The following is a 26174-nucleotide window of genomic DNA, read 5'->3' on the forward strand; positions in this document are numbered from 1 at the left end:
CGAGGTCGCCCTCAGGAATGTCACCAGGAAAGTAATCAGGCGGTAAGAAAAACAAGGTATGCATGACCGCTATCATCGCCGTCACCGCATGTCGCCAACAACCAAGCTCTGCGCTTGACCATTTGCTTGTCGTAAAGGAATTCCATGTCGATCCACGTGGCCCTGAACCATGTCACCTCTTACAAGTACGACCGTGCCATCAACCTGGGACCGCAAGTCGTGCGCTTGCGTCCCGCTCCGCATAGCCGTACGCGTATCCTGAGCTACTCGCTGCGGGTCTTGCCCGAGCCGCACTTCATCAACTGGCAGCAGGACCCGGAGTCGAACTACCTGGCCCGATTGGTATTCCCCGAGAAGACCACCGAATTCAAGATCGAAGTCGATCTGGTGGCCGAGATGTCGGTCATCAACCCCTTCGATTTCTTCCTTGAACCGTATGCCGAACAATTTCCCTTCGAGTATGCCAAGGACCTGCAGAACGAACTGATGCCGTACCGGCAGAAGCTGCCGCTGTCGCCGCTGTTCAAGAAATTCCTGGACAGTGTTCCGCGCGAGAAGGTGGGCAGTGCCAACTTCCTGGTGGCGCTGAACCAGCAACTGGCCTCGCACATCGGCTATACCATTCGCATGGAGCCGGGCGTACAGACGCCGGAAGAAACCTTGAAACTGCAGTCAGGCTCCTGCCGCGATTCGTCCTGGCTGCTGGTGCAGTTGCTGCGCCACCTGGGTCTGGCGGCGCGGTTCGTGTCCGGCTACCTGATCCAGTTGACGGCGGATCAGAAGTCGCTGGACGGTCCTTCCGGTCCTGAAGCCGACTTCACCGACCTGCACGCCTGGTGCGAGGTCTACCTGCCGGGTGCCGGCTGGGTGGGGCTGGACCCGACCTCGGGTCTGTTCGCCGGCGAAGGGCACATCCCCTTGTCCTGCACGCCGGAACCGGCCTCGGCCGCACCGGTGAGTGGTCTGGTCGACCCCTGCGAAGTGGAGTTTGAACACCTGATGTCGGTCAAGCGCATCTGGGAAGCGCCGCGCGTGACCAAGCCTTATACCGAGGAGCAGTGGGCCGCGATCGAACAGCTCGGCCATGCCATCGATGCCGACCTCAAGACCAATGACGTGCGCCTGACCATGGGCGGCGAGCCGACCTTCGTCTCGCTGGATCATCCGGATGAAGCGGAATGGAATACCGCCGCCATGGGGCCGACCAAGAAGCCGCTGGCGGCCGAGCTCTACCATTGCATGCGCGACAAGTATGCGGCCCAGGGCCTGCCGCATTTCGGCCAGGGCAAATGGTATCCGGGCGAGCAGCTGCCGCGCTGGGCGCTCAATTGCTACTGGCGTCGCGATGGCGAACCGATCTGGATGAACCCGGCCCTGATCGGTGACGAAACCAAGCCCAACGTGACCGACAAGATCGTCACCAGCCACTTCCTGCATCGCGTGGCGCAGCGGCTGAAGGTGGATGGCAAGAACGTCTTCCCGGCCTATGAGGACGTGTTCTACTACATGTGGCGCGAGCGGCGCCTGCCGGGCAATGTCGATCCTTTCGACTCGCGGGTGGACGACAAGCAGGAGCGCGAGCGTTTGATGCGGGTCTTCACGCAAGGCCTGCAAAGCGCGGTCGGCCATGTGCTGCCGCTGGCGCGCAGCGATGACGGCCGAGTCTGGCAGAGCGGGGCGTGGTTCCTGCGCAGCGAACGCTGCTATCTGTATCCGGGTGATTCGCCGCTGGGTTATCGTCTGCCGTTGGACTCCCTGCCCTGGGTGAGGGAAACCGACTATCCGGCGACCTATCCGGCCGACCCGACGCAGGCCTTCCACCCCCTGCCCGGCAATGCCGAGATCCGTCGCCAGCTGGGCGGTCGGCAGGAGCTTCCGGTGCGCCTGGACAAGGCCGCCGACATGGCGGCGGTCATCGCCGGCAAAGGGGGGGCGGCTGCCGCAGTCGGCACGGCCAAGCTGCCTGGCGCGGCCACCGGCACTGTCGGCACTGTCGGTGGACTCGGCCGGCCCGGCAGCCCCGGCACGGCCCCGGCTCCCTTCGAATCGGGCGACGGGATTACCCGCACCGCCTTGAGCGCGGAGGTGCGCAATGGTGTGTTCTACCTGTTCATGCCACCGCTGGAGAAACTGGAGCATTACCTGGAACTGGTGGCCGCCATCGAGGCCGTGGCCGAGGAGCTGAAGCAGCCGGTGCTGCTGGAAGGCTACGAGCCGCCGAATGATCCGCGTCTGCGCAAGTTCAGTGTCACCCCTGATCCCGGTGTGATCGAGGTCAACATCCAGCCGGCCAACAACTGGAGCGAGCTGGTCGAGCAGACCACTCACTTGTACGACGCCGCACGCGCCTCGCGCCTGACCACCGAGAAGTTCATGCTTGATGGTCATCACTCCGGTACCGGCGGCGGCAACCACATGGTGCTGGGTGGCATCACCACCAGCGATTCGCCATTCCTGCGCCGGCCGGACCTGTTGCGCAGTCTCATTTCCTACTGGCATAACCATCCCTCGTTGTCCTACCTGTTCTCGGGCATGTTCATCGGTCCGACCTCGCAGGCGCCGCGCATCGATGAAGCGCGCAATGACTCCACGGTGGAGATCGAACTGGCCTTCACCGAGATGGACAAACAGATGGCCAAGGGGGAGTGCCCGCCCTGGCTGGTCGACCGGCTGTTGCGCAACCTGTTGATCGATGTGACCGGCAATACGCACCGCGCCGAGTTCTGCATCGACAAGCTGTATTCCCCCGACAGCGCCACCGGCCGCCTGGGGCTGCTGGAGTTGCGCGCCTTCGAGATGCCGCCACATGCGCGCATGAGCCTGACCCAGCAGCTCTTGCTGCGGGCTCTGGTGGCGCGCTTCTGGAAGGACCCGTACAAGCCGGCGCGCCTGGTACGCTGGGGGACCGAGCTGCACGACCGCTTCCTGCTGCCGCATTTCATCGAGCAGGACTTTGCCGATGTGATGGCGGACCTCAACGAGGCCGGCTATCCCCTGCGCGCCGAGTGGTTTGCGCCGCACATGGAGTTCCGTTGCCCCAAGATCGGCGACTATGCCGTCAAGGGCATGCGGATTGAACTGCGCACGGCACTCGAGCCCTGGCACGTGCTGGGTGAGGAAAACAGTGGCGGCGGTACGGCGCGCTATGTCGATTCTTCGCTGGAGCGGTTGCAGGTCAAGGTCAGCGGCATGGCCTCGGACCGTTACGTGCTGACCTGCAATGGTGTCTCGGTGCCGTTGCAGCCCACCGGCACGGTCGGACAGTTCGTCTCCGGTGTGCGCTACCGCGCCTGGCAGCCACCGTCGGCGCTCCACCCGACCATCCCGGTGGATTCACCGCTGACCTTCGATCTGGTCGATACCTGGAACGGCCGCAGCCTGGGCGGTTGCCAGTATCACGTGGTGCACCCGGGCGGGCGTAGCTACGAAACCTTCCCGGTCAATGCCTTCGAGGCGGAAAGCCGCCGCCTGGCGCGCTATTTCCGCATGAACCATACCCCGGGAAAATTGCGAGTCACCCCGGCGCGGCCGTCTATCGAGTTTCCTTTTACGTTAGACTTACGCTACTTCTAAAACTGAGCCGGGCGCGGCGTCTTGCCGCCTCTGGCGCTGCGCGATGCAGGCCGTCGCGCAGCGCAGCCCGGCCGCCACTGACTTATGCACCAGCGTCTACTGGAGAGCTATTCGGTCGCCAGCGATCGTTTCGACGAGATGCTGGCGGCCGACGGCCGCCTGCGCCCGCACTGGCGAACGCTGATCGACCAGCTTGAAAACCTCTCGCCGGAGATGTTGCGCCGGCGTGCCAACGAGGTGCGCGACGCCATTGCCTCCGATGGCGTGACCTATAACGTCTATGCCGATCCCAAGGGCGCCAATCGCCCATGGGAACTGGACTTGCTACCGCACCTGGTGTCCTCGGAAGAATGGGATTTCCTGGAGCGTGCCGTGGCCCAGCGGGCGCGGCTGATGAACGGCCTGCTGTCCGATATCTACGGGCCGCAGTCACTGATCGCCGAGGGCTTGTTGCCGCCGGCGCTGGTGTTCGGCCAGCACGGTTACCTGATGCCCTGCCACGGCTGGCAGCCGCCCGGTGGCGTGCATCTGCATGCCTACGCCATCGACCTGGCGCGTTCGGCCGATGGCACCTGGTGGGTGGTGTCGGACCGTACCCAGGGGCCGTCCGGCACCGGATATGCGCTGCAGAACCGCCAGATCATGGCGCGTGCCATGCCGGAGGCGCTGCGCGATATGCACGTGGAGTCGCCGCATCGCTACTTCCACACCTTGCGCGCGATGCTGACGCGACTGGCGCCGGCCGAGGGTGAGGTACCGCTGATCGTGCTGCTGACTCCCGGTCCCTACAACGAAACCTATTCCGAACATGCCTTCCTGGCGCACACGCTGGGCTTCCCGCTGGTGGAAGGGGTGGACCTGACGGTGCGTGGCGAACAGGTGTTCCTGAAGACCTTGAATGGCTTGCGCCGCGTGCACGCCATCCTGCGCCGCATGGACGATGACTATTGCGATCCGCTGGAGCTGCGCGCCGATTCGGCGCTGGGGGTGCCGGGGCTGACCCAGGCGGCGCGCCTGGGCAATGTGGTGATCGCCAATTCGCTGGGCAGCGGCGTGCTGGAGTCGACGGCGCTGCATGGCTTCCTGCCTGCCATCAACGAGCGTCTGTTCGGCGAACCTCTGATGTTGCCCTCGGTGGCCTCCTGGTGGTGCGGTGAAAAGCCGGCCCTGGACTATACGCTGGAGCATCTCGATGACCTGGTCATCGTGCCGGCGTTTTCCTCGATGCGCATGCAGCCGGTGTTTGGCCATGCCCTTAACGGGACGGCGCGTCGGCGCCTGATCGAGAGCCTGCAACTGCAGCCACACGCCTATGCGGCGCAGGAGTGGGTACGCCTGTCGCAGGCGCCGGTGATGTCACGCAGCGGTGACTATCGGTTGATGAACCGGACCATCAGCCTGCGCGTGTTCGTGGTGGCTGATGGCGAAGGTGGCTATCAGGTGATGCCGGGTGGCTTGACCCGGGTGGCACCGCGCCAGCGACGGGATGTGGTGTCGATGCAGCAAGGCGGCACCAGCAAGGATGTGTGGGTGCTGCGCGAGGCGGAGCAGTGGGCGCCCAGCGTGGTGGAGGGCGGTCATGGTGCAGAAAACGTCACCGTCATCAAGGGGACGGTCGATGTGTCATCACACTCCGGTGAGAACCTGTTCTGGATGGGACGCTATTCGGAGCGCGTGAAGAATCTCTCGCGCCTGTTGCGGACCACGCTGGAATACACCCTGGATGGCCAGAGCGAAAGCCGGGGCATGCTGGGCAGCGTCTCTTGGATCTGCAGCCAGCTCGGGGTGCAGATGCCCAAATCGGAGCCAAGACCGACTATCACCGGCCTGCAGCAGAGCCTGCAGGCGGCGGTGGTCGATCCGTCGGTGCCGGTCAGCGTGGCCACGCAATTGCGGCAACTGGCCAATGCCGCCTATCAGGTGCGGGAACATCTTTCGCTGGACAACTGGCATGCGCTGACCAAGATGCCGGCCTTGGTGCAGGAACGCATCCATACCCCGGCCGCCGCCCAGCATGTGCTGGGCAATGTGATCGATGCCTGTTCCGGGCTGGCCGGGCATGCGCTGGACGACATGACGCGCGACGCCGGCTGGCAGTTCCTGATGGTGGGCCGTCATATCGAGCGCATGGCCAACATGGCGGCGCTGTTCGACAACTTCCTGCGGCTGCCGCCGCAGCGCCAGACAGCAGCACTGTCGTGGTTGCTGGAGGCGGCCAGCAGCATCGTCACCTATCGCGTGCGCTATCGCCGCACGCCGGAATGGCTGCCGGTGTTGCACCTGCTGGTGTTCGATGTCAGCAATCCGCATGGCATGGCCTACCAGTTTCGCATGCTGCAGCAATACATCAGCGACATCGCCCAGCAGCTTGGCCTGCTCAGCATGAACATCCCCACGCACCTGTCCAGCCAGCTGGAGGCAATGAATCTCAGCGAATTTGCCCACGATCATCCGAACGTGGAGCAAGCCAATGCGCGCCTGACGCAATTGATGCGCGATGCGATCAGCGGCGGCCACATGCTCTCCGATGACCTGTCGCGTCATTACTTCACGCCGTTGACCGCGCCGGTCAGCCAGGGGGTTTGAGATGAACGCGAACAGTCAACGCGTGGTCTATCGCATCCATCACCAGACCCATTACAGCTATGCACTGCCGGTGCGCCTGTCGCATCAGGTGCTGCACCTGACGCCACGCGAACTGCCCTGGCAACAGTGCCTGTCGCACACCGTGAACGTGCTGCCGGCACCGCAACTGGTGCGTAGCTATGCGGACAATTTCGGCAATATCATCAAGGCTTTTTCTCTCGATGTCGACCACACCAGCCTGGACGTGCAGGCCGATTCCTGGGTTGCGCTGACCCCTCGCGGTCAGCCGCAGGAAAGCATGGCATGGGATGAGGCGGCCACGTTGATGGCCTATCACGGCGGTCGGGTGATGACGCCGGGGATGCTGGATGCGTCCAACTTCCTGTTCGAATCTTCGCACGTGCGCATCAAGCGTGAATTCATCCGGTATGCGGCCGACTGCTTCGTGCCGGGCATGTCGGTGGTGGAGGGGGTGCGGGCGTTGATGATGCGCATCTACGCCGAGTTCGCCTTCGACCCGGCGGCCACCACCGTGTCGACGCCGGTGACCGAAGTCTTCGCCAATCGGCGTGGTGTCTGCCAGGACTTTGCGCACCTGATGCTGTCCTGCCTGCGTTCGATCGGTCTGGCGGCGCGCTATGTCAGCGGTTATCTGCTGACCGAGCCGCCGCCGGGACAGCCGCGCCTGATCGGTGCCGATGCCTCGCATGCCTGGGTGTCGGTGTATTGCCCCGGTGCGGAGGGCGCCGAGGGCTGCTGGATCGATGCCGATCCGACCAATGGCATCTTCCCCGATACCAGCCATATCACCCTGGGCTGGGGGCGCGATTTCCTGGATATCTCGCCTCTGCGCGGCGTGTTGATCGGCGGTGGCCGGCAGACCATGCAGGTGGCGGTGACCGTCATGCCGGGCGAAGAGGCGCGGGGGCTGCAGCTGTCGATCTGAGCCCGCGCTCTGCGTGCCTAAGGCGTGCGGATATGGTCGATCAGCGCGATGGTGGCTTCATCCGGCGGCGGCGTGAGCAGGCTGACGATGACCATGGCCGCCATGCCCACCGGCACGCCGAAGATGCCCGCGGAGATCGGCGCGATGTGGAACCACTGTCCCGCCGCACTGCCGCCGAAGGAGGGGTTGGTGTGCAGCATGTAGTACACGCACATCAGGAAGCCGCAGATAATGCCGGCAATCGCGCCGGCCTGGTTGGCGCGCTTCCAGAACACGCCCAGTACCAGCGCCGGGAATAGCGTGGAGGCGGCCAGCGAAAACGCCGCGCCCACCATCGACAGGATATCGCCCGGCTTGAGCGAGGCCGCGTAGGCTGCCAGCAGCGCCACCACCAGTAACAGCAGCTTGGAAATGGTCACCCGCTTTTGGGTCGACGCGCTGGGGTCGACCACCTTGTAATAGACGTCGTGCGAGAGCGCATTGGAGATGGTCAGCAACAGGCCGTCGGCGGTCGACAGCGCCGCCGCCAGGCCACCCGCAGCCACCAGGCCGGACACGAAATAGGGCAGCCCGGCGATCTCGGGCATGGCCAGCACGATGATGTCGCCATCCATGGAAATCTCACCCAGTTGCACCAGGCCATCGTGGTTCAGGTCGTTGATGGAGACCAGCGGATTGAGCTTGTCCATGTTGGCCCAGTAGTAGACCCAGTCCGGCAGGTGGCTGTAACTGCTGCCCACCAGCGAGGTGTAGATGTCGTACTTCACCAGCACGGTCAGGGCCGGCACGGTGAGGTAGATCAGCATGATGAAGAACAGGGTCCAGAAGACCGAACTGCGCGCACCGGCCACGGTGGGCGTGGTGTAGTAGCGCATGAGGATGTGTGGCAGTGCCGCCGTGCCGAGCATCAGGCAGAACACCAGCGCCAGGAAGTTGTTGCGCTTGATGTCGGAGCTCTGCTTGTCGCGCCCGGGGAAGGGCTCGGTCTGCGAGACCGGCGGCTGCGCTCTGGCCAGGTTGGTGGCGCGTGCCTCGGTCCATTTGCGTTCGGCTTCCTCGGGGGACTTCGGGTAGGCCGACAGCGCGCGGCTGGCGGCCTTGATGTCGGCCAGGGACGCATGCGTGTCGCGGCGAATCTGGTCGACCTGGTTTTGCGCTTCGACACGGCCTTCCAGCCAGGAGTGCGGCAGGTTACGCAGACGCCGTTCGTAGTCGTCGGCGCGGGTCTGGAAGATCTGGCGCACTTCCTTTTCCTTGGGGTCGTCTTCCAGCTTGTGTTCCATGGCACTGAGCTTGGGCAGCACCGTGCCGTAGGCCACCGGCGGTACTGGTACCGTGGCGTGCTTGGCAGAGAGCCAGATCACCGGGATCAGGTAGGCGAACAGGATGATGATGTATTGCGCCACCTGGGTCCAGGTGATGGCGCGCATGCCGCCCAGGAAGGAACATACCAGGATACTGGCCAGGCCGAGGAAGATGCCGATGGAGAAATCGATGCCGGTGAAGCGCGAAGTGATCAGACCCACACCGTAGATCTGCGCCACCACGTAGGTAAAGGAGATGAGAATGGTAGCGGCCACCGCGAGGATGCGGATCAGGTTGACGCCATGGCTGCCGGCGCGGCCGGGATAGCGCGCAGCGAGAAAGTCGGCGATCGTGTATTGGCCGAACTTGCGCAGGTAGGGCGCGATCAGCAGCGCCACCAGGCAATAGCCACCGGTCCACCCGAGGATATAGGCCAGGCCGTCGAAGCCCTGCAGGTAGAGGCCACCGGCCAGGCTGATGAAGGTGGCGGCCGAGATCCAGTCGGCGGCGGTGGCCATGCCATTGAAGAGCGGCGGTACGCGCCGTCCGGCGACATAGTATTCGGGCACGTCGGAGGTGCGGCAGACCACGCCGATGCCGGCATAGAGACCGATGGTGACGAACAGGAACAGGTAGCCGATCCACGAGCGCGGCATGCCTTCGCGTTCCAGGATGGCCAGCACGCACAGGAAGGCGATGAAGCCCAGCGTGTAGAAACCGTAGTAGCGGCACAGGCGCCGGAAGAAGTCCTTGTTACTCTCCATGCCAGGGCTCGTCTTGTTCACGTCTGACTGCTTGTTCGATGCGTCGCATGCGACGTACGTAGACGACCACGATGGCAAGATAGATCAGCATCATGCCCTGTGCCGCCATGTAGAAGGAGATTGGCCAGCCGAACAGGTGCACCTGGTCCAGTTCGCGGGCGAAGTAGATGAAGAAGAAGGTCGCCAGGAACCACAGCGCCAGCAGCCAGCCGGTCATGCGGCGCGTCCGGTGCCATTGGTTGCCGGCATCGAGGGGAGGGGAGCCGTGGTCCATGTCAGGTGATGTCGTCGAGGAAAGGCGTATTGGGCATCATGCGAAAGCTCACGCGAAACAGGCTGCCCGGTTGTTTGGGGTCCGTGCTGCGCGGGTTGTGGGTGATCTCGACGGCGGCGTCGTGCTGCTGGGCGATCTCGCGCACGATGGCCAGGCCCAGGCCGCTGCCGGTGCTGGGCGTGCCGAGGATGCGATAAAAGCGTTCGAAGACGTTGGCGCGCTCGGCGGCGGGAATGCCGGGGCCGTTGTCTTCCACTTCCAGGATCGCCAGGCCCCCCCCTTCGTCGGTGCGGGCGCGCACGGTGACGCGACCGCTGCCGTCATGTGGCGTGTAATGCAGGGCATTGTCCAGCAGGTTGGACAATAGTTCACGCAGCATGATGGCGTTGCCGGTGATCATGATGGGGTGGTTGGGTTGCTCGAAACCCAGGTCGATGCGCTGGGTAAAGGACATCGGCACCCAGTCCTGCACCACGCTGCGCGCCAGTTCGTTCAGCTCCAGCGCGGTCATTCCGCCGGACTGCGACTGCTGGTTCTCGGCGCGGGCCAGCGAGAGCAACTGGTTGACCAGGCGGGTGGCGGTCTCCGAACTCTTGGCCAATTGTTCGAGGGAACGGCGCACGTCCACCTGATCATCCTGGCGCAGGGCCAGTTCGGATTGCATGCGCATGCCGGCCAGCGGGGTCTTCATCTGGTGGGCGGCGTCGGCGATGAAGCGTTTCTGGATGGCAATGGTCTGCGACAGGCGCGCCAGCATGTCGTTGAGCGACCTGACCAGGGGTGAAATTTCTTCCGGCACCTGGCCGGAGTCGATGGGGGAGAGGTCGTCGGGGCGGCGCGCGCGGATGCGCTGCTGCAGTTCGGTCAGCGGTGACAGGCCGCGCGAGAGCGCGAACCACACCAGCGCCAGCGCCACCGGCAGGATCACGAACTGCGGCAGGATCACACCCTTGATGATCTCGTTGGCCAGCTGGGCGCGCTTTTCCAGGGTCTCGCCGACCTGGACGGTCGCCAGCCGCGGTTCGCGCTGGGCGGCGCGCTGGGCCGGGCTACGGCGCAGGTCCACCTGCAGCATGGCAATGCGTACATCGCTGCCGTGCAGGATGTCGTTGCGGAACTGCACCGTGCCGATGGTGCTGCGATCCTCTTCGGCTGGCGGTTGCGGCATGTCGACGTCGCCTTCCACATATTCGCCGCCGGGGCCGGTGACCTTGTAGTAGATGTTGTCGATGTCGTCGGCGCGCAGCAGGTCGCGGGCCGAGACCGGCAGGCGCGCCACTATCTTGCCGTTGACTTCGGAGACCTGCTGGGCGAGTACGGTGACGCTGTCTTCCAGGGCGCGGTCGAAGGGCTGGTTGGCAATCGATTGCGCGATCAGGTAGGTGATGGCGATGCTCATCGGCCACAGCAGCAGCAGCGGAGCCAGCATCCAGTCGAGGATTTCGCCGAACAGCGAGCGCTGGATGCGTTCCACCGGTTGCGTGGCCAGGGCGGCGCGGCGCTTCTTGCGGGGCGTCTGGCCGGGCTGAGGCTCCGGCTGCTGCTCCGGCGTGGCGGATGCGGTGGAGGAACGGTCACGCGCTGTCATGACGGATCAGCGCAGGTGCGCGTGCGATAAGAGCGGGTTGGAGCGTCGGCTCAGACCGCGCTGTTGGATGCCACCAACGGTGCCGGGGCGGCCTCGGGGAGCTTTTCGAGGCAATAGCCCAAGCCGCGCACGGTAGCAATGCGCACGCCGCCGACTTCGATTTTCTTGCGCAGACGATGGACATAGACCTCGATGGCATTGTTGCTGACTTCCTCTCCCCATTCGCACAGGTGGTCTACCAGCTGTTCCTTGGAGACCAGGCGACCCGTGCGTTGCAATAATACTTCCAGAAGTCCCAGCTCCCGTGCAGATAATTCCAGCATCTGCTCGCCGATATAGGCAATGCGGCCGACCTGGTCGAACGACAGCGGGCCGTGCTTGATGACGGTGGGGCCGCCACCGGCGCCGCGTCGGGTCAGGGCGCGCACCCGGGCTTCCAGTTCCGACAGGGCAAAGGGCTTGGCCATGTAGTCGTCCGCGCCGAGATCCAGCCCCTGCACGCGTTGCTCGACCGAGTCGGCGGCCGTCAGGATCAGCACCGGCAGGCGTGAATTGCGCGCGCGCAGGCGGCGCAGTACCTCCAGGCCGGACATCTTGGGTAGGCCCAGGTCCAGGATCAGCAGATCGAAATCCTGGGTCGACAGGGCCGAATCGGCTTCCACGCCATTCTTGACACAATCGGCGGCATAGCCGGAATGTCGCAGGGAGCGGGTCAGACCGTCGGCCAGTACGCTGTCGTCTTCAGCAAGGAGGATGCGCATAGGAATCGGTCAGCGAGGCGGACTCGGCTGATTTGTCTCGGATGGTTGAATTGTTATGGTACTTTTCATTCATATTCCACTAATTCAATTGCCAATGCAAATCAGGGAAATCCTGATGGCCCGAGCCGACGTCGATATCCGCATGGCTTGAAGTGTAACAATTCCGGGATACACCATTGAACTCCTGCCCTTTGGCCTTATAGTAACGGCGTAGGCAAGATTTACTTGCTGCCAGCGCAATTTTTGTTGATATAATTTCTCGCATCATTTGCTGGAAAATCTGATGAAACGATTGTGGGTCCTTCTGCTGATCTGTCTGTTACCGGTGCAAGTCTTTGCAGCGGTGCTGACGTACGCCAGCTCGATGGCCGCAACCGATTTCTCGGTCCCGGTCCCGGTGCACGCTACCGTGGCGGTCCAGCATCTTGGTGCCAAGACTGTTTCCCTGGCGGACCATGCCGTGACCGACGATCAGTCGCACGCCGTGGTGGCCGATGCCGGCGTCAATGACGACGACGGTGCCGGCTATGCCGACAGTGGTGAGGATTTCTCCACCCACGCCGGTATCGGCGACGAGCCCGTGCTGGTTCAGTCGTTGGCCGTGATGCCGCAAACTTCCCGTCTGGCGCCCGCTCTGCGTAGCGATGCCGCCCTGCAACCTCCCTTCCTGCCCCGCGCAGGACGTCCTCCCCGGGCCTGATCCCGTCGCTTAGCGCGACTGTCCTGCCGCGCCCGCTGAACTGCCCCTGAAACCCTGAGGCCACGCGTGCTGCAAGTGCAGTGATATCGCGTTCGCGACCTGCGCCCGCCTGCCTGCGCCGGCGCTGAACCAGCCAGGGTACTCACCAGTTTTACGAATTACGGCCGATGTGACCGCATCACATCATCAGAATCCTCTAGGAGAAAGCATGAAAAAAGCATTTGTCGCGCTGATAGTGGCGGTGATGACGCTGTCTGTTGGCATTTCGACCGTCGAAGCCAAGCGTCTTGGTGGTGGCGGCTCGATCGGCAAACAGTCCTCGGGCGCCAGCCGTCAGGCGCAGAGCCCTGCTCCGATGCAACAGAACCAGGCCGCTGCCGCCAAGCCGGCCGCGCCTGCCGCCGCACCGGCCGCTGCCGCAGCCAAGCCGAGCATGTGGAAGGGATTGCTGGGCGGCGCGCTGCTGGGCCTGGGCCTGGGCGCACTGCTGTCGCACTTGGGCCTGGGTGGCGCCCTGGCCAGCATGATCAGCACCATCCTGACGGTGGCCCTGATCGCCCTGGCGATCATGTTCGTGATCCGTATGTTCCGTCGCAAGCAGGAAGCGTCGCAGCCGACGCCGGCCTGGGCAGGCGCCGCACAGCAAGCCTCTGACAACGCCTCGGCCACGCCCCAAATCGGCTCCATGTTGAAGACCGGCGAAGCGCCAGCCGCTGCACCGCAGGGTGGTTTCGGTGGTGGTTTCGGCAATACCGAAGCGGTGCCGGCCTATGGTGTTCCGGCGGGCTTCGATACGGTGGGCTTCGTACGCAATGCCAAGACCTATTTCATCCGCCTGCAAGCGGCATGGGACAAGGCGGACATCAACGACATCCGTGAATTCACCACGCCCGAAATGTTTGCCGAGCTGCGTCTGCAGATCCAGGAACGCGGCGCTGCTTCCAACCAGACCGATGTGGTCTCGCTGGATGCGGAAGTGCTGGGCGTGGAGACCGTGGGCAATGATTACCTGGCCAGCGTGAAGTTCTTCGGTTTCATCAAGGAAGATCCGACGGCTTCGCCTGTCCAGTTCGCGGAAATCTGGAACCTGTCCAAGCCGGCTGCCGGTCAGGGTGGCTGGGTGCTGGCGGGTATCCAGCAACTGGACCCGGTGTCTGCGTAATCGCGTCACGACAGTCCATGAAGTTCATGTAGCAAGTATCAGTTTGGCGCGGAAGGCGGCGGTTAGTGGATGAGCGTCGCCAGTCCGTTTTACCGCCGGCTTTTGCCGGCGGTTTTTTTATCTGCATTCCACGCCTGTCATGGTTCCCGCACGCCGTTTGTCCTTCACTTGGGCAAAAAAAACACCGCATCAGCGGTGTACGGTCAATTCTCCCGTTTGTCTTGTCTGCGCCTTTCCCGGCGGTTGGCGCGCCTTTCTGTCAGCGGAAACAACAGCGCCACGACCACCAGGATGACCAGCAGCACGAGGGTGATCCGGTCCAGACCGTCCATGTTCAGGCCTGCCCCGGCGCCCAGATCGCGACATCACCGGTATCGACCTTTTTCGGCAGCAAACCGGCAGCGAAGAAGGTATCGGCAATACGTTGCTGTTCCCCCAGTGCCTCCAGCCTGACGGCCCGTACCTCATAGCTGCGCCGGCTGTTGGCCAGCGCAATGGTGTCGGCATCCAGCCCCCATAGCGGGGCCAGGAAGGCGGCCGTTTCTCTGGGTTGCCGCTTGGCTTGCGTACCGGCCTTCTTCAATTCGTCGAACACTACCTGCAGCACTTCCGGATGTGCCTGGGCGAAACTGGCCGACGCCAGGTAGTAGCGTTGATAGTCGGCGACGCCACGTCCATCGCCCAGAATGCGTACCTGCGACTGTCGCTGTACACCCGCCAGGAAAGGGTCCCAGGTCACCCATGCGTCGACGCTGCCACGTTCGAATGCAGCGCGTCCATCGGCTGGCGACAGATAGGCAGCATCGATATCGCTGAATTTCAGGCCCGCCTTTTCCAGGCTGGCGATCAGCAGATAGTGCACTCCGGCGGCCTTGGTTACCGCAATCTTCTTGCCCTTGAGCTCGCTTACCTGGCGCAGTGGCGAATCGGCGCGCACGACGATGGCCTGGGCCGATGGCGAGGGTGATTCCTGTGCCACATAGGCCAGCCTGGCCCCGGCCGCCTGGGCGAATACCGGTACCGTATCGGCGACGTCGGCACTGAGGTCGACACCGCCGACATTGAGCGCCTCCAGCAGCGGCAGGCCGCTGGTGAATTCGTGCCAGCTGATCTTTGCGCCCGACGGTCCGAGACGCTTTTCCAGCGTGCCATTGGCCTTGATGATGGTCAGCAGCGTGGACGACTTCTGGTAGCCGATACGAATGGTCTTGCTGTCGTTCTGGGCTTGTGCAGTGGTGTGCATGAGCGCACCCAGGCTAAGCGCGGCCGGTGCCAGGCCGAGGAAGTGTCTGCGTCGCATGAAATGGTTCTCGTGAAATAGGGAAGGGCGACGCCGCCCGGGACCGACCTGGATGGGCCCGTCCCCGCGTAGCGGCGCGACAAACCAGCACTCTAAGCACGAAGCCCGGGTGACAGAACGACTATTTTCACGCTTGGATATGCGCTTTGCGTATGTGACGCTGGCGCCATGGGCCGATCAGTCGATCGCGCCCTTGCCGACCCGACTCAGGGCAGGCACAACTCGAACAGCGCGCCGCCGTCCGGATGATTGGACAGACGCGCCTCCCCGTGGCGCGTTTCCTTGTTGTGGGCAGTGGCAATCGCATTGCACAGGTCCATGCCCAGGCCAGTGGAAGGCTTCTTTTCCTGAGTGCCGATGCCGGGACCGTCGTCGCGTACCGTGAAGATCACCCCGCCTTCCGGATGCTTGCGGCAGCCGAGCACGATGTGGCAGCGGGCAAAACGCCCGGCGTTCTGCAAGGCCGCTTCCAGGGCGAGTGCCACAAGGTGTTCGTCAAAGAAGCCGATGACTGGCATATCGCTCTCGTCCACCGTCAGCGCGATCTCGTTGCCACGGCTGACCGCCTGCTCGCGCGCCAGGGCTTCCAGGAAATCCAGCGGCGAGACCGCCTCGACCTGCGCGCGCAGGCCTTGCGAATCGGCCTTGTACAGGGTCAGGAAGGCGATCAGCTTTTCTTGCAGGGCCAGGCAGGTGACATGGGCTTGCTGGGCGCGTGGCACGTCGTCGGACAGGCGGCGCAATTCCCCCTCCAGCACGCCCAGGGAGTTTTTGATGTCGTGAATGATGATCGCGGCAAGCTTGGGGTCCATGGTCAGCTCTTCGGGGCTACTTTGCTCAGGGTATCGCGCAGGAACTTGTGCATCTTCGCGACTCTATCGTTGCCCGGGATAAGGCGATCCAGCGTGGCCAGGTAACGGCGCACGCGCTTGACGTATTCTTCGTTCCACCCGCGCTGGCTCATCCACAGCAGATGCAGCTGCGCCGAGGCCAGCAGCACGCCGGTATTCTCTGGCATGCTGGCCAGGGCCTCTTCCAGCTTGGCCAGCGATTCGTCGGGTTTGGCGCTGCGCATGAGGGCATTGGCCTCGGCAATGATGCTCATGCAGTGCTTGACGGCACCGTCAATCAGCTCTTCGGCCAGACCCGCCCGGCCGGTATCGGCAAGCACCTTGCGTGCCAGCATCTGCAGGGTCTTGTTTTCGTGATCGGACTTGACGGCCTCGGCGATCAGCTTGGCGCCTTCCTCGTCCTTGCCCATCGAGAAGGCGGCCTTGGCCAGTGCCAGCGTGGTGGTGTCGGACGATTCCTTGGCCGCGGCCTGTTGCGCGGTCTCAAACGCCTGCTGGGCCGAGATCGAATCGCCCAGCTGCACGTAGGCCTGGGCCTGCACGGCCGCCTGCGCCGAGATGAAAATGCTGGATTCCTCGTAGCGGCGCGGTGCACTCTCCAGCAGCCGCAGCGCGGCATCGGGGTCACCACTGTCGACGTGCACCTGCGCCAGCGACAGCAGATCGGTGGGTTGCGCCGTCAGCGAACCCTTGGTGTGCTTGAGTACCTTGTCATAGGCTTCGCGAGCCTGGTCCAGGTGACCGCTGCGGTAGGCCACGTCACCCACCAGGCGACTGCGGCGCGCCGAAGGGATGATTTCGGATGACTTGGTGAGCGCCTCCAGCGCGCCCTCCTGGTTGCCCTGTGCCTCGTCGATCTGTGCCAGCAGGTCGTAGGCGGCGATGAATTGCTTGTTCTGCGCCAGCACTTCTTGCACGATGGTACGGGCGTCGTCCATCTGCCCTGCGACGATATTGCAGCGCGCCAGGCCGATCTTGGCCCAGACCAGGTCGTCGCGCATGGCCAGCGCCTGCTTGTAGACGTCGCGGGCCTCGTCGATGCGGCGCTGTTCAATGAGCAGCGTGCCCTTGGTCTTCATGATTTCCACGATCCACTTGGGCGCGCCCTTGAGCACGTTGTCGCACTCCAGGATGGCTCCGGAGATGTCCTTGCGCTTCATCTTCTCGGTCACCGGCAGCATGGCGTGCTGCTTTTCCAGGAGGCGATCCACGCGCTCGGCGATGCGGCTGGCCGTCAACGGCTTGAGCATATAGGCATCCGGCTGGAACTCCGCGGCACTGGCCACCAGGTTGTAGCCGCTCTCGGCCGTGACCATGATGAACATGCAGGTCGGTGAGAGCATGTTCTGGGTGCGGAAGAACTCCAGCAGCTGCTGGCCGTTGCTTTCCTTGTTCAGGTTGTAGTCGCAGATGATCAGGTCATACGTGCCGGACTGCACGAAACGGATAGCCTCATCCGGCGTGGCGGCCTGTTCCACCTTGGTCACCCCGAGCTGTCCGAGGTGCATGCGGATGTTCTGGCGCATCGTCGGCATGTCGTCGATGACCAGGCAGCGCAGGGCGCTGATATGGCTGAAAGGCACTAAACTCATGAGAACTGTCTGTCTAACGATCTATCGGTCTTGATTGCAAACGGCGGCACCTGGGTGATTGGTGTTGCTGCAGTGCAATAATTGGCGAGGTGACTTGTTTTACGCGTTCATTGACGCATAGCTGACGAATTATTCCTACCAACTCGCGAGTGTGCCGTTTTTTTTCCTTGCATGCATCATTCCTCTGCGAATTAGGGGTTTTACGATGATCAGCTCTCTTATAATTGTGGTTTTCGGCCGCTCATTATCGTTGTCTATCGGCGTTTGTGTCCGGTGTGCGCAAAAACGCTTGCACGAAGCACTGTTTTTTTATACAGTATCGCTCTATCGGGGCGGTCATCATTTTCTGCCTCCGGGCGGTACCTGCAAGAACAGCAAGACCGTAAGACTTCCCCCCTGACCCCTTCTTCACGACATTTTGCCGAGAGAGATTTATGGACGACAAAAAAGCTGCGAACAACTCTGAGAAGAGCAAGGCGCTGGCCGCCGCGTTGGCACAGATTGAAAAGCAGTTTGGCAAGGGCTCGGTGATGCGCATGGAAGATGGCGCCGTCGCCGAGGAGATCCAGTCGGTATCCACCGGCTCCCTGGGCCTGGACATCGCGCTGGGCATCGGCGGCCTGCCGCGCGGCCGTGTCGTCGAGATCTACGGTCCGGAATCCTCCGGCAAGACCACGCTGACCCTGCAATCGATCGCCGAAATGCAGAAGCTGGGCGGCACCTGCGCCTTCATCGACGCCGAGCACGCCCTGGACGTCACCTACGCGCAAAAGCTGGGCGTAAACCTGAACGACCTGCTGATCTCGCAGCCTGACACCGGCGAGCAGGCACTGGAAATCACCGACGCCCTGGTGCGCTCCGGCGCGGTCGATCTGATCGTGGTGGACTCGGTGGCGGCGCTGACTCCCAAGGCCGAAATCGAAGGCGACATGGGCGATTCCCTGCCCGGCCTGCAGGCCCGCCTGATGTCGCAAGCCCTGCGCAAGCTGACCGGCAGCATCAATCGCACCAACACCACGGTCATCTTCATCAACCAGATCCGCATGAAGATCGGTGTCATGTTCGGCAATCCGGAAACCACCACCGGTGGTAATGCGCTGAAGTTCTACGCTTCGGTGCGTCTGGACATCCGTCGTACCGGCTCGATCAAGTCCGGTGACGAAGTCATCGGCAGCGAGACCAAGGTCAAGGTCGTCAAGAACAAGGTTGCGCCTCCGTTCCGCGAAGCCCACTTCGACATCCTGTATGGCGAAGGCACCTCCCGCGAAGGCGAAATCCTCGACCTGGGCTCCGAGCACAAGGTGGTGGAGAAGTCTGGCGCCTGGTACAGCTACAACGGCGAGCGCATTGGCCAGGGCAAGGACAACGCCCGCAACTACCTGAAGGAACATCCGGAACTGTCGCGCGAGATCGAAAACAAGGTCCGCGTCGCGCTGGGCGTGCCTGAACTGGCAGGCGGCGCCGCCGAGACGCAAGCGTCCTGATCATCATCGTCTTCAAGTGTCACCATGACGACGGGGTTTGCCTGAGCCTTGATGTCATGGTGGTGCCTGTCCCGCTCGCGCATCCGGCGCCGGCCTGGCTGGATGGACGAGCTGAAGTACCGGCCGCATCGTCCTGTTGCTGCCTCGTTTCAATGCAACACGGTTTCATCGTTTTTCTTTGTGAATTACACCGTTACATCGCCCGTGTAGTCGAACGTCATGCCTAGACCGCCGATCAGCCTGAAAGCACGGGCGCTCAAATATCTCTCTTCACGTGAGCATAGTCGCCTGGAACTTGCGCGTAAGCTTGCCCCTTACGCGCAAGAGGGTGATGACATCGATGCGCTCCTGCAGTGGCTGGAGCAGTCCCGTTTCCTTTCCCAAGAACGTTTTTCCGAATCTCTGGTGCATCGCCGCTCGGCCCGTTATGGCAACCAGCGCATCTTTTCCGAGTTGCATGGGCATGGCATCGAAGGTGAGGCCATCGCCGAGTTGAAGGCCGACCTGGCGGCAGGCGAGGGTGAGCGCGCCGCGCAGGTCTTGCGCCGCAAATACAGTGCGCCCCCGACGGATGCCGAGACGCGTGCCAAACAGATTCGCTTCCTGCAGCAGCGTGGTTTTTCCCACCGCAGTATCCGCGAGGCCTTGCAGACCGCGTGGAGCGACGAGCAGGAGCCGTCGTAAGCGGGCAGCACTGCGTTTCCTGATGCGTTGAGACGATAATGAGTGGGCCGTGCGCTCACATTCGCGGCACGCTCGCATCCTGGACATGGCCAGCCAGCCATTAGCCACCATAGTTCGTATTCCCTTTACCCCTCCTCGCTACCCTCTCACTTCCCGCCCGCTGCGTAAATACCGGTCATTTGTCCCGTTAAATGAAAAAGCCTTCCCTTTCGGGGCACTGTTAGCGCTACCGACGAACAGCCCGGCCGGCCTGTGCTAGAATTCGGAAGTTTTTGCTGCGGCGCGCAAGCCTGAGGAGATATCGCGTGTTGCCGGTTTGTCAAAACGGCGCAACGATGCAAGGCCCATGTAGCAGCAGGAATGGATAATGCGGACGCTTCTGCGCAAGCTGGCGCGTTTCGAATATCAGACCAACTAAAGCAGACGGCATGCACATGCCCAATTCTACGAATTCACTAGCAACCCGCGCAGCTCACGCCTGCGCCCGTCTCCGTCCGTCTCCGGATGTGACACCCGCCTGCGGGTTGCAGTCTGCTTTCTCGTCGGCCGGCATGCTGCCGGCTACCGAATTTCAATCCGGCAAGTTTTATTCATTCAGTGTCTAAAGGGAAGCTCCCATGAAAATCCATGAGTATCAGGGTAAAGAAATCCTGCGCCAGTTCGGCGTAACCGTGCCGCGCGGCATTCCTTGCATGTCGGTCGACGAAGTCGAAGCGGCAGCCCAGAAGCTCGGCGGCTCGGTGTGGGTCGTCAAGGCCCAGATCCATGCTGGCGGTCGCGGCAAGGGTGGCGGCGTGAAGGTGGCCAAGTCGATCGAACAGGTCAAGGAATACGCCAACCAGATCATGGGCATGCAACTGATCACTCACCAGACCGGTCCCGAAGGCCAGAAGGTGCGTCGCCTGCTGATCGAAGAAGGCGCCGACATCAAGAAGGAACTGTATGTTTCCCTGGTGACCGACCGCGTCTCGCAAAAGGTCGTGCTGATGGCCTCCAGCGAAGGTGGCATGGACATCGAAGAAGTCGCCCACAGCAACCCGGAAAAGATCCACAACGTCGTCATCGACCCGATCGATGGCCTGACCGACGCGCAAGCCGATGACGTGGCCGCCAAGATCGGCGTGCCGGCTGCTTCCATCCCCGAAGCCCGCAAGAACCTGCAAGGTCTGTACAAGGCTTACTGGGAAACCGACGCCTCCCTGGCCGAAATCAATCCCCTGATCCTGACCGGCGACGGCAAGGTCATCGCCCTGGACGCCAAGTTCAACTTCGACTCCAACGCCCTGTACCGTCATCCGGAAATCGTCGCCTACCGCGACCTGGACGAAGAAGATCCGGCTGAAGTCGAAGCCTCCAAGTTCGATCTGGCCTACATCTCCCTGGACGGCAACATCGGCTGCCTGGTCAACGGCGCCGGCCTGGCCATGGCCACCATGGATACCATCAAGCTGTTCGGCGGCGAGCCGGCCAACTTCCTGGACGTGGGCGGCGGTGCCACCACCGAGAAGGTCACCGAAGCCTTCAAGATCATGCTGAAGAACCCCGAACTGAAGGCCATCCTGGTCAACATCTTCGGCGGCATCATGCGCTGTGACGTGATCGCCGAAGGCGTGATCGCCGCTTCCAAGGCTGTCTCGCTGAAGGTGCCTCTGGTGGTCCGCATGAAGGGCACCAATGAAGACCTGGGCAAGAAGCTGCTCGCCGATTCCGGTCTGCCGATCATCTCGGCCGACTCCATGGAAGAAGCCGCACAAAAGGTCGTGGCAGCAGCCAAGTAAGTCAACCCAACACGAAACCTGCGCGGCGCGAGCCGCCGGCTGCGAGCAATTGCAGCACCGGGCGCCGCCAGCGGCGCAGGCATCACAGTCAAGGAAGAGAAATGTCGATCCTCATCAACAAAGACACCAAGGTCATCACCCAAGGTATCACCGGCAAGACCGGTCAGTTCCACACCCGCATGTGCCGCGACTACGCGAATGGCAAGAACGCCTTCGTCGCCGGCGTGAACCCGAAGAAGGCTGGTGAAGACTTCGAAGGCATCCCCATCTACGCCAACGTCACCGAAGCCAAGAACGCCACCGGCGCCACCGTTTCCGTGATCTACGTGCCGCCCGCCGGTGCCGCCGCTGCCATCTGGGAAGCCGTCGAAGCCGAGCTGGACCTGGCCATCTGCATCACCGAAGGCATTCCTGTGCGCGACATGCTGGCCCTGAAGGACCGCATGGCGAAGTCTGGTTCCAAGACCCTGCTGCTGGGCCCGAACTGCCCCGGCCTGATCACCCCGGACGAAATCAAGATCGGCATCATGCCGGGTCACATCCACAAGAAGGGTCGCATCGGCGTGGTTTCCCGCTCCGGCACCCTGACCTATGAAGCCGTGGGCCAGCTGACTGCCCTGGGCCTGGGCCAGTCCTCCGCCGTCGGTATCGGTGGCGACCCGATCAACGGTCTGAAGCACATCGACGTCATGAAGGCCTTCAACGACGATCCGGACACCGATGCCGTCATCATGATCGGTGAAATCGGTGGTCCTGACGAAGCCAACGCTGCGCGCTGGATCAAGGACAACATGAAGAAGCCGGTGGTCGGCTTCATCGCCGGCGTGACCGCGCCTCCGGGCAAGCGCATGGGCCACGCAGGTGCCCTGATCTCCGGTGGTGCCGACACCGCCGAAGCCAAGCTGGCCATCATGGAAGAGTGCGGCATCAAGGTCACCCGCAACCCCTCCGAAATGGGTCGCCTGCTGAAGTCGGTGCTGTAAGGGTGGCACTGGCTTTTCGTTCGTCTCTGTTGATACGTACGTGAAGCAAGCCTAGCCAGACCTGCAGCATAGCAACACCAGCATGGGGAGCTCCGGCTCCCCATGTCGTTTTATGGGACACGCCGAGTCCGTTAGCACGAGCGAGACGGCGACCGGAAACGGCACCAACGGCGGGGACTGCGGTCATCCTGCCATACGCCGTTTTCTCTGGCGGACATCGTTTTGCAAAGGACAAGCATGGAATTCCTGGCCAACCTGAACTGGGTCGCAGTCGCCCAGATCATCCTGATCGACATCCTGCTCGGTGGCGACAATGCCATCGTGATCGCGCTGGCCTGCCGCAATCTGCCTGACAATCTGCGCATGAAGGGCATTGTCTGGGGCACGGTGGGTGCGATCGGCATCCGCATCGCCCTGATCGCCTTTGCCGTGACCATGCTGCAATTGCCCTTCCTGAAGCTGCTGGGCGGGGTCCTGCTGCTGTGGATCGGTACCAAGCTGCTCAACGAGGATGACGAACATACCGACGTCGACGGCAGCGACCGCCTGTGGAGCGCCGTCAAGACCGTGATCGTGGCCGACCTCGTGATGAGCGTGGATAACGTGATCGCCATCGCCAGCGCCGCCGAACAGGCAGCCGGTGAGCACCAGTTGCTGCTGGTGGTGTTCGGTATCGTGGTCAGCATCCCCATCATCGTCTGGGGCAGTACCCTGGTATTGAAGCTGATGGAGAAATTCCCGGTGATCGTCACCCTGGGCGCGGCCCTCCTGGGCTATATCGCCGGTGGCATGATCTTCAGCGATAGCGCGGTGCAGTCCCGCCTGAATGAATTCATCACCGATACTGAATTCATGCTGCCCGGAGCCGGTGTCCACCTGAGCCTGCCCGGCCTGGTGGGTGCCATCGGGGTGGTGCTGACCGGTCTCACGCTCAAGCGCAGGAAGCAGGCCCAGGCGGGAGGTTGACGCAGGTCAGCGTCGGCCCGCTTCAAACCTGTTAGGTTCGCAATTTATTCGCTAGTCGGCATTGCCAGCGCTGCCGATACTGCAAGCACCCTTATCACCTTCACGAGGAATTCATGAAACCAGTCGTCTCCCGTCGCGCCCCACGCGGCTTTACCCTGCTTGAACTGATGGTCACGCTGGCCATCATCGGCATTCTCGCCATGCTGGGCGCTTCGCAATACCAGGACTACATCGCCCGCGCGCGCGTGGCCGAGGGCTTCAACCTGGCCGAGCCCTACAAGCTGGCCGTGACCGAGCAGATCAGCTCCAACAACGGCGTCTTCACCGTGGCGCAACTGGGCCTGCCGACCTTTGCGTCCACCGACAACGTCAGCAAGATCGACGTTTCGCCGATGGAAAAGCGCGGCGTGGGCGGTGTCATCACCATCACCTACAGCGCCCGGGTGGGTGACGGCGGCACGCTCACGTTGACCCCGACCATCACCGCCGGCACCATCCAGTGGCAGTGCGCCGCCAAGGACGTGAAACAGGCAGCCACGCCGGAAGGCGCCACCGCCAACACCGGTTTTGCCGCCGGCTCCCTACCGGCCAAGTATGCACCGGCCAACTGCCGCGGTTGATCCGCTGCCTAGTCTGACATCCCAAGAAAAAACGCGCCATCAGGCGCGTTTTTCATTTCAAGGAGCCGTGGCGCTTCAGGGCCGCGCCATCGTGATATCGCTCTTGCCGCCGCGCTTCTCGGTCACGCAGATGTCAGTCATGACCATGGTCTTGTCGACCGCCTTGCACATGTCGTAGACCGTCAGCAGACCCACCTGCACGGCGGTCAGCGCCTCCATTTCCACACCGGTCTTGCCGAAGGTTTCCACGCGCGCGGTGCAGCGCACGGAAGAGCTGGCGGCGTCGGTCTCGAACTCGACCGAAACATGCGTCAGTGCCAATGGATGGCAAAGGGGGATCAGCTCGCCGGTGCGCTTGGCCGCCATGATGGCGGCGATGCGGGCGATGCCCAGGACATCCCCCTTCTTGGCCGTACCGGCCTCGATGATGGCCAGCGTGGCCGGCTGCATGCGGATCACGCCAGTGGCCAGGGCCACCCGGTGGGTCTCGTGCTTGCCGCCGACGTCGACCATGTGCGCCTGTCCGCCCTGGTCGAAGTGGGTGAGGCCGCCGTTGGGCGCGTATTCGCCGGATGTGTTCATGCTGATTCGCTCTAGGTGAATGGAGGGAAAGGAGCAGGTATCATAGCAGCCAGCCGGCAGCCCGCGCTGCTCCGACTTCCACGCCAGCCCTGACCGTTACCGATGTCGTCCATGCCACCCACCGCTTCCGATGTGTCCCGCCGTTTCCGTGTCCCCGTGCGCCGGTTGCTGGCCCGCTATCTGAGTGCTGCCTTGCTGTTGCTGCCGGCAGCACCCTTGAGCCTGCTACCCCATCCGGGCGTGGCCCAGGGCTTGCCTACGCTGGGTGATACCGAGCGCGAAGGTCTCTCGCCGCTGATGGAGCGCAAGCTGGGCGAGGAAATCATGCGCGACATCCGGACCGACCGCGACTATGTCGACGATGGCCCGATCTCGGAATACCTCAACAACTTCGGCCAGAATCTGGTCTCCATCCATCCCGAGGTACGCGGCGAGGCTGGCTTCGAGTTCCAGTTCTTCATGGTGCGCGATCCCATGCTGAACGCCTTTGCGCTGCCGGGTGGTTTCATCGGCGTCAATAGCGGGCTGGTGCTGGCGGCGCAGTCGGAGTCGGAACTGGCCGGCGTGATGTCGCACGAAATCGGCCACGTGGCCCAGCGTCACATTGCGCGCATGCTGGGCCAGCAGAAGCAGAACTCCATGATCCAGCTGGCCGCCATCGTGCTGGGCGCGCTGGCCGGGGTGTCCAGGGCCGGCGGCGATGCGGCCATGGCCACCATGATGGGCGGCACCGGGCTGGCCGTGCAGCGCCAGCTCAACTTCAGCCGCGACGCCGAGCGCGAGGCCGACCGCATCGGCTTGCAGATCATGCGTGATGGCGGCTTCGACCCCTCCGGCATGGTCACCTTCTTCGGTCGTCTGCAGGCGGCCTCGCGCAACTACACCGACGCCGTGCCGCCTTACCTGATGACGCACCCGCTGACCACCGACCGCATCGCCGACATCGAGGCCCGCATCCGCGACCAGCGCTACAAGCAGCGGGTGGACAACCCCGAATTCCAGCTGGTGCGGGCGCGTACCCAGGTGCTGCAGAACGACAGCGTGCAGGGCCTGCGCGACAACGTGCAAAAATTCACCGACCAGGCCAGACAGAACACCAAGCTGCAGACCGCCGCCGCCAAGTACGGGCTGGCCTACACCTACTACCGCCAGAACCGCTTCGACCAGGCCGAGGCCGCCTTGAAGGAAGCGCAGGAAGCGGCCATCCCGATGAAGACCGGCATCATGTTCGGCAGCCTCGACATCGATATCAAGATCGCCCGCAAGCAGGCCCCGCAGGCGCTGCAACTGGCCGACAGCCTGCGCCAGCAGTTCCCGATTTCACGCACGATTGCGCGCCAGTATGCCGATGCCCTGATCGCCGCCCGGCGCTACGACGAGGCCGTGGCCTACCTGCGCGACCAGGCACAGCTCTACCGCGCCGATGCCCAGGTCCAGCAATTGCTGGCCAAGGTCTACGCGGCTCAGGGCAAGCAGGCCTTGCAGCACATGGCGCTGGCCGAGTCGTACGCCCTCAATGGCACCCTGCTGGCCGCCATCGAGCAGTTGGGAATTGCCCGCAAGGCCCCCGATGCGACCTTCTACGACCAGTCGCAGATCGACGCGCGCGAGCGTGAATGGAAGGCGCGCTGGAAAGATGAACAGAAAGACATGAAGGAACGCGGCTAGCCGCCAT

Annotated in this window: 21 protein-coding genes; 12 read left to right on the forward strand and 9 right to left on the reverse strand. The window is 62.9% G+C overall.

Going from position 1 to position 26174, the window contains the following annotated elements; all coding sequences use genetic code 11:
- Positions 1-144 precede the first annotated feature (144 nt).
- From I5R65_RS06830 to I5R65_RS06840, 3 genes are all read left to right on the forward strand, one after another.
- Positions 145-3573 (forward strand): DUF2126 domain-containing protein, encoded by a 3429-nt coding sequence (locus tag I5R65_RS06830; RefSeq protein ID WP_180665676.1) that lies wholly within the window; start codon positions 145-147, stop codon positions 3571-3573.
- Between the two features lie 84 nt (positions 3574-3657).
- Complete coding sequence (locus I5R65_RS06835) at positions 3658-6159, forward strand: circularly permuted type 2 ATP-grasp protein (protein ID WP_180665678.1); 2502 nt, start codon at positions 3658-3660, stop codon at positions 6157-6159.
- A gap of 1 nt (position 6160) precedes the next feature.
- Entirely contained in the window at positions 6161-7105 is a 945-nt protein-coding gene (locus I5R65_RS06840; RefSeq protein WP_180665680.1) for a transglutaminase family protein, read from the forward strand.
- Between the two features lie 17 nt (positions 7106-7122).
- Here I5R65_RS06840 and I5R65_RS06845 read toward each other — a convergent pair whose 3' ends face one another.
- The 4 genes from I5R65_RS06845 to I5R65_RS06860 are packed head-to-tail and all read right to left on the reverse strand — an operon-like array spanning position 7123 to position 11797.
- Positions 7123-9174: a sodium:solute symporter family protein gene (locus I5R65_RS06845; RefSeq protein ID WP_180665682.1), complete on the reverse strand. Its 2052-nt coding sequence runs from the start codon at positions 9172-9174 to the stop codon at positions 7123-7125.
- Complete coding sequence (locus I5R65_RS06850) at positions 9164-9448, reverse strand: DUF4212 domain-containing protein (RefSeq protein ID WP_180665684.1); 285 nt, start codon at positions 9446-9448, stop codon at positions 9164-9166. Before I5R65_RS06850 ends, I5R65_RS06845 begins: the two co-directional genes overlap by 11 nt.
- A 1-nt stretch (position 9449) precedes the next feature.
- Entirely contained in the window at positions 9450-11036 is a 1587-nt protein-coding gene (locus tag I5R65_RS06855) for a sensor histidine kinase (protein WP_180665686.1), read from the reverse strand.
- 50 nt (positions 11037-11086) lie between these two features.
- Positions 11087-11797 carry a response regulator transcription factor gene (locus tag I5R65_RS06860; RefSeq protein WP_180665688.1) on the reverse strand — a complete coding sequence of 237 codons (711 nt, stop codon included), beginning with the start codon at positions 11795-11797 and terminating at the stop codon, positions 11087-11089.
- Positions 11798-12080: 283 nt separating this feature from the next.
- Here I5R65_RS06860 and I5R65_RS06865 point away from each other — a divergent pair, with 283 nt between their 5' ends.
- Both I5R65_RS06865 and I5R65_RS06870 read left to right on the forward strand, forming a co-directional pair.
- Entirely contained in the window at positions 12081-12497 is a 417-nt protein-coding gene (locus tag I5R65_RS06865) for a hypothetical protein (protein ID WP_180665690.1), read from the forward strand.
- Between the two features lie 208 nt (positions 12498-12705).
- Positions 12706-13659 (forward strand): Tim44 domain-containing protein, encoded by a 954-nt coding sequence (locus tag I5R65_RS06870; RefSeq protein WP_180665692.1) that lies wholly within the window; start codon positions 12706-12708, stop codon positions 13657-13659.
- Positions 13660-13862: 203 nt separating this feature from the next.
- On the opposite strand, the gene I5R65_RS24380 is transcribed toward I5R65_RS06870, so the two are convergent.
- The 4 genes from I5R65_RS24380 to I5R65_RS06885 all read right to left on the reverse strand — a co-directional run bounded on the left by I5R65_RS24380 (position 13863) and on the right by I5R65_RS06885 (position 17402).
- Positions 13863-13991 carry a hypothetical protein gene (locus I5R65_RS24380; RefSeq protein ID WP_255493348.1) on the reverse strand — a complete coding sequence of 43 codons (129 nt, stop codon included), beginning with the start codon at positions 13989-13991 and terminating at the stop codon, positions 13863-13865.
- 2 nt (positions 13992-13993) lie between these two features.
- Positions 13994-14959: an aliphatic sulfonate ABC transporter substrate-binding protein gene (locus tag I5R65_RS06875; protein ID WP_180665694.1), complete on the reverse strand. Its 966-nt coding sequence runs from the start codon at positions 14957-14959 to the stop codon at positions 13994-13996.
- A 206-nt stretch (positions 14960-15165) separates the two neighbouring features.
- A complete protein-coding gene (locus I5R65_RS06880; protein ID WP_180665696.1) occupies positions 15166-15771 on the reverse strand; it encodes a sensor histidine kinase KdpD in 606 nt (201 codons plus the stop codon).
- Positions 15772-15773: 2 nt separating this feature from the next.
- Positions 15774-17402 carry a tetratricopeptide repeat protein gene (locus I5R65_RS06885; RefSeq protein WP_180665698.1) on the reverse strand — a complete coding sequence of 543 codons (1629 nt, stop codon included), beginning with the start codon at positions 17400-17402 and terminating at the stop codon, positions 15774-15776.
- 434 nt (positions 17403-17836) lie between these two features.
- Between I5R65_RS06885 and recA the strand changes: the two genes are divergently transcribed.
- The 6 genes from recA (at position 17837) to I5R65_RS06915 (ending at position 23917) form a co-directional block, all read left to right on the forward strand.
- Positions 17837-18886 (forward strand): recombinase RecA, encoded by a 1050-nt coding sequence (gene recA, locus I5R65_RS06890; protein ID WP_180665700.1) that lies wholly within the window; start codon positions 17837-17839, stop codon positions 18884-18886.
- 219 nt (positions 18887-19105) lie between these two features.
- Positions 19106-19570, forward strand: a complete 465-nt coding sequence (gene recX, locus I5R65_RS06895; protein ID WP_180665701.1) for a recombination regulator RecX — start codon at positions 19106-19108, stop codon at positions 19568-19570.
- A gap of 617 nt (positions 19571-20187) precedes the next feature.
- A complete protein-coding gene (gene sucC / locus I5R65_RS06900; protein ID WP_180665703.1) occupies positions 20188-21348 on the forward strand; it encodes an ADP-forming succinate--CoA ligase subunit beta in 1161 nt (386 codons plus the stop codon).
- 101 nt (positions 21349-21449) lie between these two features.
- Positions 21450-22331, forward strand: a complete 882-nt coding sequence (gene sucD / locus I5R65_RS06905; protein ID WP_180665705.1) for a succinate--CoA ligase subunit alpha — start codon at positions 21450-21452, stop codon at positions 22329-22331.
- Positions 22332-22568: 237 nt separating this feature from the next.
- Positions 22569-23297, forward strand: a complete 729-nt coding sequence (locus I5R65_RS06910; protein WP_180665707.1) for a TerC family protein — start codon at positions 22569-22571, stop codon at positions 23295-23297.
- 113 nt (positions 23298-23410) lie between these two features.
- Entirely contained in the window at positions 23411-23917 is a 507-nt protein-coding gene (locus I5R65_RS06915) for a pilin (RefSeq protein WP_180665709.1), read from the forward strand.
- A gap of 75 nt (positions 23918-23992) precedes the next feature.
- Here the strand turns inward: I5R65_RS06915 and moaC are convergent, their stop codons facing one another.
- Positions 23993-24499 carry a cyclic pyranopterin monophosphate synthase MoaC gene (gene moaC, locus I5R65_RS06920; RefSeq protein WP_180665711.1) on the reverse strand — a complete coding sequence of 169 codons (507 nt, stop codon included), beginning with the start codon at positions 24497-24499 and terminating at the stop codon, positions 23993-23995.
- A 111-nt stretch (positions 24500-24610) separates the two neighbouring features.
- On the opposite strand from moaC, the gene I5R65_RS06925 reads away from it, so the two are divergent.
- Positions 24611-26167 (forward strand): M48 family metalloprotease, encoded by a 1557-nt coding sequence (locus I5R65_RS06925; protein WP_180665713.1) that lies wholly within the window; start codon positions 24611-24613, stop codon positions 26165-26167.
- Positions 26168-26174: the final 7 nt, after the last annotated feature.

It is taken from the genome of Herbaspirillum sp. AP02 (genome assembly GCF_015767275.1).
In the GTDB taxonomy this organism is placed as follows: domain Bacteria; phylum Pseudomonadota; class Gammaproteobacteria; order Burkholderiales; family Burkholderiaceae_D; genus Herbaspirillum.